At 42.8% G+C, this 18,450-nt stretch carries 20 protein-coding genes and 1 pseudogene; 6 read left to right on the forward strand and 15 right to left on the reverse strand.

Going from position 1 to position 18,450, the window contains the following annotated elements; translation table 11 throughout:
* Positions 1–26: 26 nt before the first annotated feature.
* The 4 genes from M1D59_RS11855 to M1D59_RS11870 form a co-directional block, all read right to left on the reverse strand.
* Positions 27–1,262 (reverse strand): MFS transporter, encoded by a 1,236-nt coding sequence (locus M1D59_RS11855; protein WP_020451857.1) that lies wholly within the window; start codon positions 1,260–1,262, stop codon positions 27–29.
* 138 nt (positions 1,263–1,400) lie between these two features.
* Complete coding sequence (locus M1D59_RS11860; RefSeq protein ID WP_003182774.1) at positions 1,401–1,529, reverse strand: YjcZ family sporulation protein; 129 nt, start codon at positions 1,527–1,529, stop codon at positions 1,401–1,403.
* An 80-nt stretch (positions 1,530–1,609) separates the two neighbouring features.
* A complete protein-coding gene (locus M1D59_RS11865; protein WP_123032390.1) occupies positions 1,610–2,377 on the reverse strand; it encodes a GNAT family N-acetyltransferase in 768 nt (255 codons plus the stop codon).
* Positions 2,378–2,527: 150 nt separating this feature from the next.
* The gene (locus M1D59_RS11870; RefSeq protein ID WP_458117434.1) at positions 2,528–5,557 is read right to left on the reverse strand and encodes a DEAD/DEAH box helicase; all 3,030 of its coding nucleotides are present in this window, start codon (positions 5,555–5,557) and stop codon (positions 2,528–2,530) included.
* Between the two features lie 170 nt (positions 5,558–5,727).
* Between M1D59_RS11870 and M1D59_RS11875 the strand changes: the two genes are divergently transcribed.
* Positions 5,728–5,994: a tyrosine-type recombinase/integrase gene (locus tag M1D59_RS11875; RefSeq protein WP_458117435.1), complete on the forward strand. Its 267-nt coding sequence runs from the start codon at positions 5,728–5,730 to the stop codon at positions 5,992–5,994.
* A 51-nt stretch (positions 5,995–6,045) separates the two neighbouring features.
* Here the strand turns inward: M1D59_RS11875 and msrB are convergent, their stop codons facing one another.
* Positions 6,046–6,492 carry a peptide-methionine (R)-S-oxide reductase MsrB gene (gene msrB / locus M1D59_RS11880; RefSeq protein WP_458117436.1) on the reverse strand — a complete coding sequence of 149 codons (447 nt, stop codon included), beginning with the start codon at positions 6,490–6,492 and terminating at the stop codon, positions 6,046–6,048.
* Positions 6,479–7,024, reverse strand: a complete 546-nt coding sequence (gene msrA, locus M1D59_RS11885) for a peptide-methionine (S)-S-oxide reductase MsrA (protein WP_023857385.1) — start codon at positions 7,022–7,024, stop codon at positions 6,479–6,481. The genes msrB and msrA overlap by 14 nt, the downstream gene beginning before the upstream one ends.
* A gap of 356 nt (positions 7,025–7,380) precedes the next feature.
* Between msrA and M1D59_RS11890 the strand changes: the two genes are divergently transcribed.
* Positions 7,381–7,815: a MarR family transcriptional regulator gene (locus tag M1D59_RS11890; RefSeq protein WP_020451863.1), complete on the forward strand. Its 435-nt coding sequence runs from the start codon at positions 7,381–7,383 to the stop codon at positions 7,813–7,815.
* Between the two features lie 62 nt (positions 7,816–7,877).
* Positions 7,878–8,129, forward strand: a complete 252-nt coding sequence (locus M1D59_RS11895; RefSeq protein WP_020451864.1) for a hypothetical protein — start codon at positions 7,878–7,880, stop codon at positions 8,127–8,129.
* 60 nt (positions 8,130–8,189) lie between these two features.
* Here M1D59_RS11895 and M1D59_RS11900 read toward each other — a convergent pair whose 3' ends face one another.
* Positions 8,190–9,278: a diguanylate cyclase gene (locus M1D59_RS11900; protein WP_020451865.1), complete on the reverse strand. Its 1,089-nt coding sequence runs from the start codon at positions 9,276–9,278 to the stop codon at positions 8,190–8,192.
* Positions 9,279–9,413: 135 nt separating this feature from the next.
* On the reverse strand, positions 9,414–10,745 hold the full coding sequence (locus M1D59_RS11905; RefSeq protein ID WP_458117437.1) for an MATE family efflux transporter: 1,332 nt from the start codon (positions 10,743–10,745) through the stop codon (positions 9,414–9,416).
* Between the two features lie 96 nt (positions 10,746–10,841).
* Between M1D59_RS11905 and M1D59_RS11910 the strand changes: the two genes are divergently transcribed.
* Positions 10,842–11,546 carry a DUF4397 domain-containing protein gene (locus M1D59_RS11910; protein ID WP_020451867.1) on the forward strand — a complete coding sequence of 235 codons (705 nt, stop codon included), beginning with the start codon at positions 10,842–10,844 and terminating at the stop codon, positions 11,544–11,546.
* A gap of 95 nt (positions 11,547–11,641) precedes the next feature.
* Here M1D59_RS11910 and ypmT read toward each other — a convergent pair whose 3' ends face one another.
* The 7 genes and pseudogenes from ypmT to ilvA all read right to left on the reverse strand — a co-directional run bounded on the left by ypmT (position 11,642) and on the right by ilvA (position 16,553).
* Positions 11,642–11,842, reverse strand: a complete 201-nt coding sequence (gene ypmT, locus M1D59_RS11915) for a protein YpmT (protein WP_020451868.1) — start codon at positions 11,840–11,842, stop codon at positions 11,642–11,644.
* A gap of 31 nt (positions 11,843–11,873) precedes the next feature.
* A complete protein-coding gene (locus M1D59_RS11920; RefSeq protein WP_020451869.1) occupies positions 11,874–12,446 on the reverse strand; it encodes a YpmS family protein in 573 nt (190 codons plus the stop codon).
* Between the two features lie 9 nt (positions 12,447–12,455).
* Complete coding sequence (locus M1D59_RS11925; RefSeq protein ID WP_020451870.1) at positions 12,456–13,208, reverse strand: SGNH/GDSL hydrolase family protein; 753 nt, start codon at positions 13,206–13,208, stop codon at positions 12,456–12,458.
* Positions 13,209–13,347: 139 nt separating this feature from the next.
* The gene (locus tag M1D59_RS11930; RefSeq protein WP_031305174.1) at positions 13,348–13,938 is read right to left on the reverse strand and encodes an SCO family protein; all 591 of its coding nucleotides are present in this window, start codon (positions 13,936–13,938) and stop codon (positions 13,348–13,350) included.
* An 8-nt stretch (positions 13,939–13,946) separates the two neighbouring features.
* Complete coding sequence (locus M1D59_RS11935; RefSeq protein WP_020451872.1) at positions 13,947–14,789, reverse strand: DegV family protein; 843 nt, start codon at positions 14,787–14,789, stop codon at positions 13,947–13,949.
* A gap of 150 nt (positions 14,790–14,939) precedes the next feature.
* Positions 14,940–15,192: pseudogene (locus M1D59_RS11940) on the reverse strand (YpmP family protein).
* Between the two features lie 92 nt (positions 15,193–15,284).
* Positions 15,285–16,553, reverse strand: a complete 1,269-nt coding sequence (gene ilvA, locus M1D59_RS11945) for a threonine ammonia-lyase IlvA (RefSeq protein WP_020451874.1) — start codon at positions 16,551–16,553, stop codon at positions 15,285–15,287.
* A gap of 232 nt (positions 16,554–16,785) precedes the next feature.
* Here ilvA and M1D59_RS11950 point away from each other — a divergent pair, with 232 nt between their 5' ends.
* Positions 16,786–17,787 (forward strand): sigma 54-interacting transcriptional regulator, encoded by a 1,002-nt coding sequence (locus M1D59_RS11950; RefSeq protein ID WP_023857390.1) that lies wholly within the window; start codon positions 16,786–16,788, stop codon positions 17,785–17,787.
* A gap of 15 nt (positions 17,788–17,802) precedes the next feature.
* Positions 17,803–18,444, forward strand: a complete 642-nt coding sequence (gene trhA, locus M1D59_RS11955) for a PAQR family membrane homeostasis protein TrhA (RefSeq protein ID WP_020451876.1) — start codon at positions 17,803–17,805, stop codon at positions 18,442–18,444.
* Positions 18,445–18,450: the final 6 nt, after the last annotated feature.

The raw sequence follows: 18,450 nt of genomic DNA on the forward strand, positions 1-18,450 counted from the left end.
CCTTTTATTTTTCCAAGCGCGCTTATTCACATTGACGTTTTGTCCTGCAAAGCAACGGTTTCCTTCGTCTGTTTTTCCCATAAATAAAATGATCTCATCATCGAAAACGCAGCAAACGGCGCGGGCAGTGCGACGATGAGGAATAAATATTCGGGACTGACAGCATCCGACAACATTCCCGCGGCCGCATAGCCGAGCGGCATAAAAGCGCTGTTGACCGCAAAAAAAGCGCCCAGCGATCTGCCTCTGTTTTCACCTTCCGTTACCCTTTGCAAGTAACCTTCAATATAGATGTTGACTACGCCGCTGATCATTCCGATGACGATCAAAATCGCGGCGCCGAGCACGACATGATTAATCCAGCCTAGAGGCGACAAAAGCAGGCCGAAAATCAGCATTAAAGCGGGCACAGCAGCTTTTGCGTGCTCCGGTTTTGCGATAAAAGACAAGAAAAGCGCCGCAGACAGCGTCCCGCACGCCCAAAATGATTGAAAAGCGCCGCCCAGCCAAGCCTGATCTTTTAATAATAGCGAGGTCCAAATGACGATATATATTGGAAAACCGCTGAATACAAGCTGCTGTATGCTCGTCCCATACAACAAATACTTGAGCGGCTTATTTTGAAGCAAGCTTGTAAAACCGCTGAACAATTGTTTGTTTGTAAAAGGAATACGCTTTTGGCTGCCCCTTTTATCTTTGATTCTCCACTCCAAAAAGATGGATAGGAAGGAGAGGCTCCCGCACAGCACCCATAACCAGCCGAAATGCAGAAAGGAAAACAGAACCCCTGTGACAAGCGGAACGATCACTTGGATAAGCTGTGTGATCACTTCTTGAAATGCGATTCCTTTTTCAATTTGTTCTTTCCTCAGTGTATCCGGCAAGAGCGATCTTGCAGCAGGTTCGATTGCGGTCAAACATGCCGATACAATCACCCTTGCAACCGCCAGTAACATAACTGAACTCATGCCTGACAGCGCCAAAAATCCGATTATTAAAAATACAGTTGAAATGATCATATCTGAAGCCGCAATCAATTTCCCCCTGTGAAACCTGTCGGAAAGCCAGCCTGTAAACGGCGATATCAAAATCGAGACAGTCAGCCCGATGCCGATCACGACGCTTCCCGAAAGGGCGCTTCCGGTTTCAGCTAAAGACCACCATACCAATGAATAATAGAAAAGAACCGAACTAAAGAGCGATAAAAACGTTCCAGACCACAGTCTGAAAAAGTCCCCTTTAATGACCCAAGCATATTTCAAAGTTTCTCCCCCGTTTGTCCGATATTTTCACCTCATGATTATATTACATATATATGTAAATTTTTACAACGAAAACAAAAAACCTTCCGGATGGAAGGCTTTGTGAGCATGTCAAGCGACCGGGCGTTGGGCTTTTAGCTAGCAAATGAAAGCCGCACCGACAATGATGAGCAAAATAAAGAGGACAACGATGAGCACAAATGTGTTTCTGCCGTGAAACCCGTAGCCGTATCCTCCAGTAGGACAGCAATAATGGGAGTAATGCACAGGCTTATCATCCTTTCGTATAAAGTCTACACCCCAGCCTATGCAGGCCAAGTCCCAATTGGTATGTGCACCTGCCTACTTTATTCGAACAAATATTTAAATATCGTCGTAAGCTTTCCCTTCTGCTGAAAACCCAGCTTTTCATAAAACGTTTTCACCTGATCGCTTCCCGAAGTCACAAGATAGCACGATTCCATGCTCGATTGTTTGGCAGCGACGAGCATCTGCTTGATAAGGCCCGATCCATAGCCTTTCCGCTGATAAGGCTCCAAAATGGCGACTTCCTCGATTTTAGCAACGTTTTCGTCCTGATCGAGATAAAGCTCGGCACATCCAATCGGTTCTCCTTCTTCCGAGTAGCAGACACACAGCTGAATGATGCCTTCCTCGTAAAAACGATACTTGCGCAGCAGCTTTTCCTTCGCAAACGCTTCATTGATCGACAACGAATCATAAGCCTGCATGATGCGGCAGCCGTCAATGAGAGATTTCTTCGTCCCCCATTCTGCCCGCACAGGGGAAACTCCTTTCCAATCTGCAAGCCGGATCGAATAAAACAATTCTTCATCAAGAATGTATCCAAGATCAAAGAGCGACTTTTTCATTGTGAAAGGGAGATCGCGGTTAAAAGAGCTTTTCACATGAATATAATTTCGGTTTAAAATATCGGGTACCCGAACGAGCAGGGAGTACAGCTCTGTCAGCGGAAATTCGTCCTGCAGCTGCAGAAAATGAGATGAAAACATTTGCGGGATCTGGTCATCTGTGTATATATGATAATGCGACTCAACTTTTTTGCTGCATGTCAGCATTAAATAACGGTCTTCTGTGTTTGAAATGGATGTCACAACGGCTGCCTCTTTTCTAAGATGTTCTATTATATTGTTTTTCGCTTTCAGAGCAGAAAATCCTCTAAAAAAGATGGCCCTTTTGAAAAAAGTCATCTGAACATGCTGCTTTTAAAACGACTAAAACATTTACTGCGACAACCAGTTTTTCTATTGACTAAAATAACATGTTAGTCGTAAGCCGTAAGTATCTTTGAGGTAAGTATCAGTTGCCAGAATAATTTGTTTCACTGAATCTGTAATTTTCATAATCGAGACTCCTGGCTGAACAATTGATATTTCAAATTCTGTTTCAAAACCAGATTTCACCATCTTTTTCAGCTTATGTAGAGTTCGTAGGTTTCCCTTCTCAAACCGAGTTTCATTATATTTTCTTTGCCTCATATTTTCTCGTTCAATCATCCGCTGAATAATTTGTAAGACATTATCATTCCACATAATTGACTTTTCAGCTTGACCACATACTTCATATAAGTCACTAACACGAGCTCCGGGAAGTTTTTCGGCTGAATATTTACAATGATAAAGATGAAATATAATCTTTTGATTTCTGGAATCAATTTTAATTGAAACGACATCTGCAATTTCTCCCGCTCCATCGTCATCAAAAATAATATCTGATTTCTGATCTACAATATTATGTATTGTAGCGTATTGAATCGAATCAGCCTTTCTTCCTCTTCCTTGAGATTCAGATTTAATATCTACTTTAAATTCAGTCCAATCGATAGCAATGAAAGAGTCCTGTGGTATTTCCATTCCACTTTTTGGTTTTATAACTGTTTGTAAATTTTCTTGTACTACAATAATAGTTCCATCGCTTTGTATGAATGATACTTCCGGTGAATGTTCATACAGATAATCAGTCATTTTAACAGTTCCATTGCCTAATTTCACTAATAGTTCTTCACCTTCGATTTGATTGAAACTATATGAAGTCTCATTAATAATCTCCTCAAAGATAAATTTTCGTTCATTTATCCAAAATTCAAAGCGAAGATTTCCATTAACTAAACGTGGATTCTTTAACATTGTTTGAAAGAACGGAAATGTCTTTTGTTCTTTAGAAATATACAACAGTTTGCTGAAGGAACTAGAAACTTCAATCATCTCTGGCATCGATATTTTATAAGGAACGACTTTTGGAAATTCCGTAATAACCTCTAAAGCAAGGGAATTATTCAATATATTATTCGTATTAATGGAATTATCCAATACCTTCTTCCCTATTTTTTGACACCAGTCTGTCCAAAATTTTATCCGTTCTACCCAACGCATCCAAATTTTACCTTTGTATGAACAGCCTATGCTAATTCGTTCTCCATCTCGATAGCCATAACCGAATAAATTTGACTTAATCGAACCCGATGCAACAGCCTCACTAATTCCAGCCTTAATATCAGCACCTGCAAACATTCTAAAGCTAATCTTTCCGCTAGGTTTTTGCTTTAACCCCAACGTTCCAATCATTAATCTATTAATTCCATCTAAGCTTCGATAAATTGAATCTCCCTTAATTGCTGATGCTTCCGAAAACATACTATCCACAAGCCGATTTCCTTTTCCAGCATCAGTTTCGTTTATATGAACGATTCCATTATCCCTATCAAAGAACAACACAAAGAAATCATAATCATATTGAACTATATCCTTTTGATCTGACCAGACAACCTTTGTTTCAATTTCCTCAATGAAAACATAAACAAAATCTTCTTCATTTATTAATGACGTAGTTCTATCGGGATCCAAAACTTGTTTCCACCCATTAACAGAAAATTTTTTTGAAGCGTGCTGGAACATCCTTGTGCTTACTTTCATTTTTAATTGGGATAAATCTATCTCCTTCACATGACCTTTTTTAAACTTACCAATGAATTCATCTAGCTCAACTTCCTTATTGATAGCTCGATTTGAGTGGATATTAAGAAGTTGATTCCAATCAGCATCTTGATGGTACAACTCATCAATTGCTTCTTTCAAATCATCCATTGCCACATTCGTGATGAGCTTTGCATTTCCTAACTTATTTCCACTCGTTCGAGCAAATCGTCCAATGAATTGAAGTGTAATCGGAAGCGACTTATATTTGTCATGAATTGCTGCAATTTTCAAAGTTGGAATATCTATGCCTTCACCAAACATATCTACACATACCACAATTTTCGATTTACCATCTTTAACTTGCTGTAAGTTTTTATTCCTCTTCACAGCGGGAATGCCCCCGTGAATCACAACTGGATTATACAGTTTATACTGAGAGTAAATTTTTTCATACAACTCATCAGCTCTTTTTCGGGTGTTTGCTCTTGCTAAAAGTACATGCTCATATTCATTTTCCAAAAAATCTTTTTCTAATTGTTTAATGGCAATTTTCGCAATTTCTTCGTCAGACTTTCGCTCATCAAATTCTTGAATTGGAAAAAAATCGATCGATTTGAAATACCCAGCTTTTTGAGCCAGCGCTAAACCATAATTGAAAATTATTTTACCATCAATCTTTTTCCCATCATTTCTAAATGGAGTGGCAGTAAATTGTAGAATTTTTTTCCCTGAAAATTTTTCTCTTACTGTTCCCCAATCGGGAGCTACGATATGGTGCGCTTCATCAAATATTACAACCTCTACCTTTTCAACGAGTGTATCCAACACAGGAGAAGGCATTTTTTTAATCATACTAGGAGTTGAAACAACTATATTAGCCTCTTCAAGAGCATCAATCAGAATTGTTTCTTCCTCGTCTTCAACTTTTGACTTATAAAGAAAAGTCGTTGGATAAATAACTTCGTCTGATATCATTTCTAATTTTGGAAGTATCCCAAAACGTCTTGCTCCTTCAAAAATTTGTTCCCTCAAAAGATTAGAAGGTACAATGATAAGTGATGAAGCTATTCTTTCAGAAATTATCGTAGCATACATTGTTTCAGACTTTCCTGTTCCAGTTGGTAAGACAATTGTTGCTGGAGAATTTGATGTAGCCCAATGTGCACGAATTGCAGATAATGCTCCGAATTGAGGCAAGCGTAAACCAACCTCATCTTCATTTCGAGAGACTCTCTCATGATATGACTCTTTCCAACTATTAATAAGTTCTTCTCGATTGAAGGTTCTTCCTTCAGCATCCGTACACCGACTTAACTTATTACGACCGATTGTTGAAATTATATTTTTATACTTCCCCAAACAATCACTTCTTTCTGTTGTCAAATTTTATATTTTCATTAATTTTATTATAACAGACACAAAAGAAACCTTTATCTAAAAATGTAATTAGTATTGTGTTTGGGAATCAAATGATGGTTATATTTTTAGCTTTGGGGGATTTAAATAAGCGGAACTATTAGTAGAATTATTTGAAAAAGATAAACATAAAGAAAACTACTTTTCACGGTTTAAGAGATACACATGCGTCATTTTTATTTGCTCAAGATATAGATATAGCATATGTATCAAAACAATTAGGACATATAAATATTCAAACAACACAAAATTATTATCTCGAATTAATGCCAAAAAAAGCACCAGCAAGAAGCCGATGCTTTAAATCTGTTAAGTTTTTTGTAATGTTCATTCAATCTGGATTAAACCACCTTGGACCAAAAAACCTTTGTAGATATTGATATTTCAATGCTGTTACCGTTTTTGAGAACTGAGATGCACGCCCAGCGCCTTTAAGACCTATTTTCCCCTTCAAACAGCTTGGCATATTCGCCATACCCTTCTTTCTCAAGGTCATCCTTCGGCACGAAACGGAGGGCTGCTGAATTGATGCAATACCGCAGGCCGTCCGGTCCGGGGCCGTCCGGGAACACGTGTCCAAGATGGGAATCGGCAGACTTGCTTCTCACCTCAGTCCGAACCATGCCGTGTGAAGTGTCAAGTTTTTCTTCGATCTCCCCGGTATCGACCGGTTTTGTGAAGCTTGGCCAGCCGCAGTGTGCGTCAAATTTGTCAAGCGATGAAAACAGCGGTTTTCCCGACACGATATCGACATAGATTCCGTCTTCGTGCAGATCCCAGTATTCGTTTTGGAATGGAGGCTCCGTCCCGTTTTTCTGCGTCACTTCATACTGCATCCGGGTCAGCTGCTTCAGCCGTTCTTCTTTATTGTTCGCCATGCTTTCGCCCCCAATGCTGTTGTAAAAATCCTTCTCTTCCGCTTCCGATCCGATACTGTGTGTAGCGTTCAGGATGCTTTTTATGATAATCCTGATGATATTCTTCAGCCGGATAAAATGGCGCGGCTTCCAGAATGTCGGTCGCGATTGGATCTTTAAAGATGCCGCTTTCTTCAAGCTTTTTCTTCGATTCCTCAGCGAGTTTCCGCTGCTTGTTATTATGGAAAAAAATCGCTGTCCGGTAAGACTCGCCGCGGTCTGCGAATTGTCCTCCGCTGTCAGTAGGATCGATTTGCTGCCAGTAGAGTTCCAGCAGTTTTTCGTATGGAAAGACATCGGGATCAAACGTGATTTGCACCGCTTCCCTATGTCCCGTTGTATTGCTGCAAACCTCTTCATAGGTCGGATTTTCCGTATGGCCGCCGGTATAGCCGGATTCGACTTTTATAATGCCCGGCTGTTCGTCAAAAGGCTTGACCATACACCAAAAGCAGCCTCCGGCAAATGTGGCGAGTTCTCGTTTTTCAGCCATCTGTTCTGCCTCCTTCTTTTCAACATTTGTTGGGAACCATTATATCACAGCATGCTCATTTTTAAGCCCTCTCCCGCTCATCGCAAAATCAGCCGCTGCCTAAAAAGAAAAAATGACAATAATATGTCATTGCCATCACCAAATTCTAAGAAACAGCAGTATTCATCTATCATTGTCATGGACCGTTGTTCAATTGATGGTCAAATGAACTAAAAATCTTCTGAAACATACACTTGAAAAACGAAAATTATGGTATCATAGTGATATCATGTTCATGAAAAATAATATTCATGCTGATTCGGTCATTCCTTTTTAAAAAAAGCTGAAATTTGCTACTTATATGGAGGGGCGAAATTTTGAAAGTTAGAGAACAAATGATGTATGATATGGAAGCACTGCTTCGCACAGTATTTAAACAGATACGTGATGAGATAAATGAGCTGCTCGAAAAAGAGATGTCCCGCAATGAATTCATGATTCTCCGCCTGCTGAGTGAGCAAGGTCCGAAGAAAGTCACGGAGTTTGCAACGATTTTAGGCGTTTCTGCGAGCCATATCACAGCTGTAACCGATGCGTTGGTTGAAAAAGGATGGATCACGAGAGTCCGGTCAAAAGAAGACAGACGGATCATCAAAATCCATCTGACAGACGCGGGAAAAGAAATTATCAGATATTTTGAAGAAAAGAAAACGGAATATTATTTCAAGCGGTTCAGCAGCTTCAGTGATGAAGAGCTGAAAACGCTGATTGAACTGTTCAGCAAATTGGACAAAAAACGGGAACAGCGCTAATCGGGTTTTCATAAATTGGCCCGAATCTGTGCACCTTAATTAAAAAAGAGGTGTATTGACATATGACAGCTCCTTATCTTTGTCCAAACTGCAAAACAAACCGAACACGGTTCAACTTAATCGAACAGTCTCCGACATCCGTTAAGATTGATCCGGCAACAGGGGAGATCATGGAAACGTATTCAGATGACGAGCTTTCTCCATTTCACCTGCCCTACAGCGGTCCCGCCATAAAAGTGCAGTGCGGCGCGTGCGGATTAATTGAAGACGAAAAGACTTTTATCAAACTTGCGGAATTCGATAAACGAACATAATAAAGACAGGATAGATGGACATCGTTTCATCTATCCTTTTTCGTGCAGCTTAACGTGAATTCAAACGGAGGCGCACACCCGGTTTCTCCCAAGGTGCTTAGCCCTGTACAAACATTGGTCGGCTTTTTCAATCAACTCGTCCGTACTGCGAATGACCTCCGGAAATGCCGCAACCCCAATCGAAACGGTAATATGAATCTTTTTAGAATGAGAAATTGAAAAAGTGTGTGTCTCCACTTCCTTGCGTATCCTTTCAGCAATCTCTGCAGCCTGCGAATGAGAACTGTTCGGCAATATGACCGAAAACTCTTCTCCGCCGTTTCTTGATACGATACCTTCCGCACGTGTTGACTTTTTTAAAATCGTTCCCAGTTCTTTTAAAATCACGTCTCCATTTGAATGTCCGTATGTATCATTAATCGTTTTGAAATAATCGATATCGATCATAAGCAAAGACAGTTTCTCGTTCTTCTCCCTTGCGTTTGAAATATGAGCATTCCATATCGCATCAAAATGGCGGACATTATTCAATCCCGTTAAATAATCAAGCGACGACTCCTCTTCATACTTTTTCAACAGAAAATGAGATTTTTTTAAATATGAGACGACATATACTGATGTAAATCCGCCGATAGTAGATAAAATCCAGAACCATATCATTAAAATTTTTACTAAATGGAAATCATGGAGGAGCATCAAGATCACAATTGAAATCGCCACATTAGCAAAAATAACCAAAGCAAATGTCTTTCGATAAGTGTCAGCGTCTTTATCCATGACCCTGAGGATGAGATAATATCCTATGAATATAACGATCATTCCTGTAAGCGCTGCAATCGAAGATATATTCCCCCCGTAAACAAATCTTCCTCCTATAATCAGCAGAGAACAAATAAAGGCCGGAAAGACGCCCGTAAATAGAAACAAAATCATAACGGGCACATAACGCAAATCAACGATCGTTTCATCGGTTGCCTGGATCGAAAAGAACATGAGCACATTCCCGAGCAATCCTCCCATGACGCCGTCAATCCAATTAAGTTGTTTGTTTGTAGCTTTTCGGGAAAAAATATTCCACTTTAGCTGAGTGTAGATAAAGAGTGAAGTAATTAAAATGCACAAATTTAAAAATAAATCGATTAAAAACATGACAAGCCCCCAACACCAAACTCATTTTATATTGTATATATCGTCAATTATTAAGACGTTAACAGCATTTTTGTTTCTTTGCTTCAGATGCCCGGCGGGAATCGCTTCCGGGGCTTGCCGCAGGAGCTTGTTCTTTCATTTTTCAAATAAAACGAGGTCCTTCCACTTCCCGTAGCGGTAATATAAAAACGCGGTCAGGCTGCTCAGCATAAAGCTCATTCCAATGCCAAGTGCTATGCCGTTTTCGCCAAGCCACTTTGAAAATAAGTATGTAAACGGATAGCGCAAAACCCAAAAAGAAATCACGTTCAGCACCAAAATTTGAAACATCGCACCCGCTGCCCTTACAACACCGTTTAACACAAAGTTAATCCCGATAAACGGATAGAAAAAAGCAATCGTTTTTAAATATTCTTCCCCGAATGCAGCTGAATCGGCTTCCGAAATAAACAGCCTGACCGCATGATAGCCTGTCAGAAATATCGCGGTGCTGACGGCAGCCATAAACAGCAGAACATAAATGACGCCGTAGTGAGCAATTTTTTTCGTACGCTCCATATCGCCGCTGCCGACGGTTTGGCCAGCCATACTGTTGACAGCCGTGCCGATGGCCATCGCCGGGAGTATCAGCAGGCTGTCAAGCCTCTGTACCGCGCCAAACCCTGACACGACACGTTCTCCAAATGAATTGACAACGCTCATAATCGCCATCGAGCCGCCTGAAATCACCATCATTTGCAAGCCGGCAGGCACTCCGAGCTTCAAAATGACGGACGTCTCTTCCAGAGACGGAAGCGCGGGCTTTGAAAATGGAACAAGCCGCTTTCTCACCGTATAGACCACACCGTAAATGAAAGCAATCCCTTGGGAAACGACGGTTGCATAGGCCGCTCCGGCAATTCCGAGGTTGAATACCGAGATAAACAGCGGATCCATGAACAGGTTCAGGATGACGGCCAAGAGGACGAAACGCAAAGGTGTTTGACTGTCGCCGACCGCCCTTAACACTGTACTGATGAAATTATAGCCGAATAAGAATATAATCCCGATAAAATGAATGCTCAAATAGCTTGCAGCCAAATCCACCATATTGCCGGGCGTTTGAAGAAGCGAAAGCAGAGGCTCTGTGAAAAAATAGCCGATAACCCCGAGCAATACGCTCATCGCTGTCATCAGAACAACAAACGCGTTGATATATGAAGTAAGTCCCTTCTTATCCCCTTTTCCTTTCTGCTGCGCAAGAATCGTCAGCGCCGCATTGTTGACGCCCAATACGAACGCCAGCACCGTAAAGAAAACCGTCCCTGAGACGGCCGCAGCACCGAGTGCTTTTGCTCCGAGCAGATTTCCGACCCACAAGCTATCGACGAATTGAAATGAAATCTGCAAAAGATTGGCTAAAATGATCGGGCCGGAAAAAAAGACCAGCTGTTTAAACACATTTCCGTATGTAAAATCCGTTTTCATTGTTTACTCCTTTTCATCTGTCGTCTTGATCGCGATGTGACCGATGGCTTCGCAGCCTCATATAATGTCAGAAAGCATGCAAAGGGGCGTGACAAAATGTTCTCTACAGATCATGATGCCCGTCAAATGGCGGAGGGTTTTCGGAGGAACTGCTACCATCTTCCGCCTGTAGAGGCGCCCTTTTATTTTCGAAACGGCGGAAAAGCAGCGATGATCAGACTGCTCCACGCGGCTCCTCACACCGACAATCTCGACGTATTCGTAAACGGCATATCCGTTTTTCAAAACATCTCCTATACAGATTTATCTTCTTATGTCCGGTTTCCTGCCGGCCGTATTCAAATCGATGTTTTCCAAAGAGGCAGGGCGCACGGTCCCTTGCTGTCGGTACAGTATCACCTGATCCACGGCGGGTACTGCACGGTTGCCGTTACAGGCACAGCTGCAAAGCTCATTCCCGTCGGAATGTATGACCGGCCTGCGGCTGATCCGGAAAGCCGCAGCATCCGTTTCGTTCATTTATCACCGGACTCTCCGGCTCTTGACTTTGCAGTGCAAAACGGACCTGTCCTGTTTTCAGGTGTCCCCTTTCAAACGGTCACGCGGTACATCCAGGTGCGTTCACAGAAAATCGACATGGAGGTAAAGGCCGCCGGTTCAACAGCGGTCCTGCTGAAGGTTCCGAAAATCACGCTTCACGCCGGGGAATCCACAACTTTGTATGGCCTCGGTTTCGTCAACGGCTCCCCTTCTCTCACAATAAAAGCGGCGCCGTTTCCTGCCAAAGCTCCGCCTTCATAGCGAAAAAAAAGAGACATGATGTCTCTTTTACAGTCTGCTGAAGCATGGACAACAAAATCCTAAAACGGTCTCATGTTTTAGGATTTTGCCGGCAATTATTGATTGTGATGGTCAGTTTTTTTATGTTTTTTCGCATCTAGGGTAAAGATCATAATGCTTAAAAACAACGCACAATACCCGATGTTCAAATACATCTTGTCCATGTTTTCATCGATGAAACTGAAGGCGGCGAGGCCGCCGAAGTACAGTGAAAACAACATAGACAGCAAGCTGAAATATGTGTAGATACGTTCCATATGTTCACCCCTGTAAATCCCGCCGCACGATCTATGAATCTGTTTGTGCAGGCTGATAATAAACAAATTCGATTTGATCTTTTTCTAAATCAATGTCTTTTGCTTTCACATACATTCCGTTTTTAAGCGGCATCTCTGACAGACGGACTTGAATTTCTTTAGCATCCGAACGAACGTGTACAAAATCAGGAAGATCATAAAATTGATCCATGTAGTTCAGCACCATCGATATCGGAACATTTAACTTGCCGATCGAAAATCTCGTCACGTCAAGAACCACATCTCCGTTTTTTTCCACTGTCGGCCGAAAGGACACCCTCGCATCGACTGTCGAGGAAAAGGCGCGGATCGCACCGACGATGTGGAATTCATCGTCGATTTCGATTTGATAGTCAAGATCCGGCGAAGACTCCTTCTCCAAATATGTGTTGATGAATGCGGCCAATGATTCTTTCGTGCTCGTCACGTTCAATTGGTATTCGCTCGGAGTCGGCCGCGACGGTTCCTTTTGACCGCCGGGCATGAATACGAGAATGAAAATCCCGGCAAGTATGATGACGTTGACTGCTGCTAAAATTAAAAATAAGTTCTTCCATTTCTTCATTTTTTCACCTTATTCTGCTTGGGGGTCTTCGTTTTTAATTTGTTCGTAAACGCGTTTCGCTATTAAAGAATATCCGTATTGATTAGGATGAAACTCATCTTTTGCAATCTTCTTTTCATCGCTGTATTCCTCAAAAATATCAGCGATATTCGCTATTTTCGTGTTGGAGACCTTTTTCAGGCTTTTTTCTGCTCCTTCATTCCATTCGTCTACGACTTGGTCAATTTCCCTCAGTTCAGACAGCGTAAACTTAAACGGATTATACATGCTGACATAAATCAATTCAGCGCTGGCGTTTTGCTCTCTAATTTCCGCTAAAATATTCGAAAACCGCTTTTCAAACAGTTTTTGTTCAACGCGGAAAGGTGTAAGCGTTAAGTGCGCGAAGTTTTGGCGGACGACTTTCATCAGGTCGTTGCCCCCGATTGTAAACAAAATGTAGTCTGCATCTTTCAGGCCCTCTTGTACTTCTTTTTCTTTTAATCTTTCAAGCAGCTGATCAGTCCGGGAGCCTTTAACGGCATAATTTTTGACCGTTACGGACTTCACATCGCTCCGGCTTTCAAGCTCGTCGGCCACCATGCCGACATAGCCTTTCTTCTCTTGATCGCCTACCCCCTCTGTCAGAGAATCGCCCACTGCTGCAATCACGATATCGCGCTTAGGGGAGACCGATGTTTTTTCAACGCCCGCATTCCATTCCGTACAGGCTGAAAGCAGACAGACGAGGGCCATCATGACTGTTATAAACCGTATGTTCAAAAATGATGCCCCTTCCTTCTAGATACCTAAAAAAAAGTGTACCATGTTTTGATTCTTTTGAAAATGATTTGACAGGTGTAAAAAAAAGCCTGTTTCCGGTGGTCAGGAAGCAGGCTTCAGCGGCAGGCGCCCGTTTTTATCAACGGTTTTCCAGCGTCTTAATATCGGCGATGATTTCATCGTACGGCGTATTTTTTGCACCGTCATAATCCTTGACGACTTTGCCGTTTTGATCGACTAGATAAAATGACGATTGGTGAATCACCTGATCCTCATCTTCAGGTTTTTTCACGATTGCTTTAAAGCTTTTCAGCGCAAATTTTTCAATTTCCTCCTGCGAGTATCCAGTTAAAAAATCCCAGTTTTGAAAATTGAGCGGATAGTTGGCCGCAAATTTTTTCAACTTTTCCGGCGTGTCATTTTCGGGGTCAACGCTGAAAGAGACGATGCGGGCCTGCAGGTTTTCCTCTTCCATTTGTTTTTGCAGTTCAGCCATATGTGAAGTCATCGGCGGACAGATCGTTTTACAGTTCGTAAATATAAAGTCGGCCACCCACACCTGGCCTTTTAAACTTTCAAGAGACACGGTTTTCCCGTCTTGATTTTGAAAAGAAAAAGATTGTACGTCATAGTTTAAAGAATTTTCAATCTTGCTAGTTCCGCAGGACGAAAGAAACACTGTGAGAATCCCTGCAAGGAAAATGCCAAAAACGTTTTTCAATCCTTCCATCCCCTTTTTCAATCGGTGTAAAAAGTAAAACCGATCGCTCCTTTTCCGGTATGAACAGAGATAATCGGCGTTGTGTACGCAATATCAATATCGATTCCCGGGATATGTTCAAGCAAAGAGTCTTTCAGCCTATGAGCAAGGTCGAGTGCATCGGCATGGGCGATTCCGATCGCTTGCACCGTCCTTCCCTTCACCGCGGAAAGAAATTGACCCGTTAAATAACGGATAAGCTGACTGGTGCTCCTGACATTTTTTTCAGGCGTATAGATTCCGTCCTCAAGCCTCGCGATCGGCTTAACCTTGAGCAATGAGCCGATCAGCGCTTTTCCTTTCCCGATGCGGCCGCCTTTGATCAAGTTATCAAAATGATCAATTGTCACATAGAGGGATGTCCGGTCGCGCAAGTTCTCCAGGTCTTTTACAATCGCTTCGGCCGTCATTCCCTCTTCGGCCAGCAAGGCGGCTCGTACGACCTGAAAGCCGAGGCCTTTTGAAATATACATGGAATCAATCACCGTAATATTCCCGTCGACCATGTTTGAAGCGCTTACAGCCGTCTGGTATGTCCCGCTCAATTGGCTTGAGAGATGGATGCTGATCACTTCGCTTCCGTCAGCGGTCAGCTCTTCGTACAGTTTGATAAAAGCGCCTAAAGGCGGCTGTGAACTTTTCGGGAGTTCTGCGGCGCTCTCCATTTTCTCAATAAATTCGTCCGGCTGAATATCGAACCTGTCTCTGTAAACAATGCCGTCGATTGATATCGAGAGCGGGAGAACGGAAATATGATATTCTCTGAGCAGTTCTTCGCTCAAGTCAGCTGTTGAGTCCGTTACAATTTTAATGCTTGGCAATTCCCTTCACATCCTGTCGGTTCAAATGGTGAATTTCCTAGTGAGGCCAAATTCGGCATGAAAAATTCTTTGCCGGCCGAATGCCGTCTTCCGCCCTTTTCCAAGCGGATTTGGCTGTCTTCATGGGCCGGCAAAGAATGCTATCAATTCTTATGCATTATGCTTCAATTCTTCCTCTTGATAAATGGCGAGGTAATCCTGCCATTTCAATGCTCTCTTTAAGTAGTCCCTAAAGGAGTAGACGTTTTTTTTTCCGCTTTGAGCAATAGAGTGTCTTTAAAAAGATTTCGAGCCTCAGACTGGCCATAAAAAAATGCGGGTCGTCCTCCTTCAGCAGGGGTATTTCCGTCACCTTCACCTTCTGTCCATCCGAACGTTTGAACTCCAGGCTTTTAAGTAACAAGCTATCAATCCTCATTTATGAGATATTTTCTTTATTATACATAATCTCAGGAGCCGTTGTCTTTGATTTATACGTGTTTTCAAAAAAATTTCTTAAATCAGCAAATGAAAGAGCCCTTCATCTTTATTCACTTCGACATAGCGGAAGCCTTTGCGGTCCATTCTCGCAATCAGCGGCTCGTAGTCTTCGCGCTGTTTCAATTCGATGCCGACGAGCGCAGGGCCGCTGCTTTTATTATTTTTCTTCGTATATTCAAACCGGGTGATATCATCGGTCGGCCCGAGCACTTCATCTAGAAATTCGCGCAAAGCTCCCGCCCTTTGCGGGAAGTTCACGATGAAATAATGCTGGAGTCCTTCATACATCATCGATCTGTCTTTGATTTCCTGCATTCTGCCGATATCGTTGTTTCCTCCGCTCACAATGCATACGACATTCTTTCCTTTGATTTCATCCCTGTAAAGGTCTAAAGCGGCGATCGGCAGCGCTCCCGCAGGCTCGGCGACAATCGCGCATTGGTTGTACAGCTCAAGAATCGCGGTGCATACCTTTCCTTCGGGAACGAGCAAAATATCATCTACAACGGTTTCAAGCGTTTTAAATGTCTCTTCGCCGATTTTTTGCACGGCGGCTCCGTCTACAAATTTATCGATTTTCTCGAGGGTCACGACTTCGCCTTTTTTGTTTGATTCAAATAGAGCCGGCGCGCCTTTGGGCTCAACCGCGATCAGCTTTGTATCCGGGGACACGTTTTTCATGTAGGTTCCCACTCCTGAAAGCAGGCCGCCGCCGCCTACACTTGCAAATAAATAATGGGGTTCTGTTTCGATATCGTTTAAGATTTCGACCGCAACCGTTCCCTGTCCGGCCATGACGGCAGGATCGTCAAACGGGTGGATAAATGCCCGTTTTTCTTCCTCGCAGCAGGCGACTGCGCTTTGATATGCATCATCGAACGTGTCGCCTGTCAGGATGATCTCGATGTATTCCTTGCCGAACAATTCGACTTGAGAAATTTTTTGCCTCGGAGTCGTCGACGGCATAAAAATCTTTCCGTGAATACCGAGATGTTTACAGGAAAAAGCGACCCCCTGCGCATGGTTTCCTGCACTGGCGCAGACGACCCCGTTTTTCGTCGTTTCTTTTGAAAGCTGCTTCATTTTATAATAGGCGCCTCTCAGTTTAAAAGAGCGGACAACCTGCAGGTCTTCTCTTTTTAAATATACGTTGCAATCGTACCTCTCGGAGAGCCTCTCATTTTTTTGGAGGGGGGTATGAATGACAACATCTTTTACATTTTGATGGGCTTTTAAAATGTCTTTGACTTGGATGAGAGAGTTTTCTTTAAGCAACGGTTTCATGTATAAGATCCTTTCTGTATAAAGCTTTATTTAATACGCCATTATATCATGAATATTCAAAATTTAAAGGGCAATTCTTTGTTATTTACAGAATATTATACACTTTCTCAATATATACGGAGTTCTTTTCGATTCTTAATGTGCAGCCAAATATACTTTTTTTCAAAAAACTCTTTATTTGTTCTAATTGGGTGTTATAATAGAACCAATTAGAACCAAAAGGAGATCCGCCATGATTAAACACACGTACCCATCCATAGGGTTCTCCGAGCTGATCGGGGAATGCGATTCCTTTTTGCAAACGAAAAACAGAGCGATACAATTTGCAGCCTCTTCCCATCCGATTCTGATTCATGGAGAAACAGGCACAGGCAAAGAGCTGTTCGCCAAAGCCATTCATTCCGGATCATCTTTCAACCATGATCCCTTCACACACGTAAGCTGCAGCACGCTGAATGAAGATGAAGCGGCTGAAGACTTTTTTCTTTCAGAGATGAATGAATCCGGAACCTTGTTTCTCGACGAAGTGTGGGGGCTTTCCTTGCCTCTCCAGGGCAAGCTTTTGGCAGCCATTGAAAAAGGGATGCCAAAAAGACTGATTGTCACCTCAAGCGTGCCGCTCGGTGAACGGATTGAAAGCAGCGAATTCCGCAAGGATTTGTACTACAGGCTCAATGTGCTCGACCTTCCGCTTCCCCCCCTTGCTGAACGGCGAAGCGACATCCCCCTTCTCGTGCATCATTTTTTAAAAAGCGGGGATCATGACATATATGTCGAACCGGTCGTTTGGAAGGCTTTAGAGCAGCATGAGTTTGAGGGGAACGTCAGAGAACTCAAAAACATGACGGATTATATGAAAACCGTCTCAGACGGGAAAACGATTCAGCTTTACGACACTCCGCCGGCGTTAAGAGAACAAATCGAAAAGAAGAAGCCAAAAGATAAAAAAACGGCTTCAACATCACTGACTTTAATGGAAAAAGAGGAGTTTGCGTTTTTGCTCGATGCAGTCAAGCAATTAAATGAAAAAGGAGAGCCTGCCAGCCGCAGAGTTCTGTCTGAACTGAGCAAAAACGGCAAGTCGGAGCTTACCCCCCAGCAAGTGCGCAGCAGATTGGATTATTTGGAAAAAAGAGAGTTTATTACAAAGGGCCGCGGAAGAGCCGGGACAAAAATCACGCTTGAAGGCCTCCGCTTTTTAAGCTCTTTAAAGCATCACATTATTCAAGAATAGAAAGGGTGTCTTGGTATGTACACGATTAAAGAAGAAATTGCGAATGCAATTACCCATGGGCTCGGCGTTCTCCTCTCCATACCCGCCATCGTATTTTTGGTGATATTTGCGATTCGCTACGGAAGTCCGGTGGATGTTGTCAGCTTTTCGATTTTCGGCGCTTCCATGCTGTTCCTGTATTTAAGTTCGACCCTTCTGCACAGCATTCAGCACCAAAAAACAAAAGATATTCTTGAGATCATCGATCACTCAGCCATCTACGTACTGATTGCGGGTACATACACACCGCTGCTCCTCGGACCTTTGAAAGGCACGCTCGGCTATACAATGCTTGCGGTCGTCTGGGGACTTGCGATTGGCGGAGTTGTATTTAAAATCTTTTTTGTGAAACGATTTATCGTGGTCAGCACGCTGGTGTATCTTGTGATGGGCTGGATGGCGATTATTGCGATCAAGCCGCTTTATACGGCCTTGACCGGAGAAGGATTCGCCCTGCTGCTCTTAGGGGGAATATTGTATTCTGTCGGAACGATCTTTTATTTATGGAGAAAGATCCCGTATCATCATGCGATTTGGCACACCTTCGTACTCGGCGGCAGCGCCTCCATGTTTTTCTGCGTGCTTTTCTACGTGGCAAAGGTGCCGTTTATATCATAAACGGCG

The sequence above is a fragment of the Bacillus sp. PK6-026 genome, from assembly GCF_054161455.1.

Excerpts from the sequence above, each read along its gene's own strand:
- msrB (WP_458117436.1), bottom strand. The coding sequence starts at position 6,492 with ATGGCGAACAATAAAGAAGAACGGCTGAAGCAGCTGACCCGGATGCAG.
- msrA (WP_023857385.1), bottom strand. The coding sequence starts at position 7,024 with ATGGCTGAAAAACGAGAACTCGCCACATTTGCCGGAGGCTGCTTTTGG.
- M1D59_RS11895 (WP_020451864.1), top strand. The coding sequence starts at position 7,878 with ATGACAGCTCCTTATCTTTGTCCAAACTGCAAAACAAACCGAACACGG.
- M1D59_RS11900 (WP_020451865.1), bottom strand. The coding sequence starts at position 9,278 with ATGTTTTTAATCGATTTATTTTTAAATTTGTGCATTTTAATTACTTCA.
- M1D59_RS11905 (WP_458117437.1), bottom strand. The coding sequence starts at position 10,745 with ATGAAAACGGATTTTACATACGGAAATGTGTTTAAACAGCTGGTCTTT.
- M1D59_RS11910 (WP_020451867.1), top strand. The coding sequence starts at position 10,842 with ATGTTCTCTACAGATCATGATGCCCGTCAAATGGCGGAGGGTTTTCGG.
- ypmT (WP_020451868.1), bottom strand. The coding sequence starts at position 11,842 with ATGGAACGTATCTACACATATTTCAGCTTGCTGTCTATGTTGTTTTCA.
- M1D59_RS11920 (WP_020451869.1), bottom strand. The coding sequence starts at position 12,446 with ATGAAGAAATGGAAGAACTTATTTTTAATTTTAGCAGCAGTCAACGTC.
- M1D59_RS11930 (WP_031305174.1), bottom strand. The coding sequence starts at position 13,938 with ATGGAAGGATTGAAAAACGTTTTTGGCATTTTCCTTGCAGGGATTCTC.
- ilvA (WP_020451874.1), bottom strand. The coding sequence starts at position 16,553 with ATGAAACCGTTGCTTAAAGAAAACTCTCTCATCCAAGTCAAAGACATT.
- M1D59_RS11950 (WP_023857390.1), top strand. The coding sequence starts at position 16,786 with ATGATTAAACACACGTACCCATCCATAGGGTTCTCCGAGCTGATCGGG.
- trhA (WP_020451876.1), top strand. The coding sequence starts at position 17,803 with ATGTACACGATTAAAGAAGAAATTGCGAATGCAATTACCCATGGGCTC.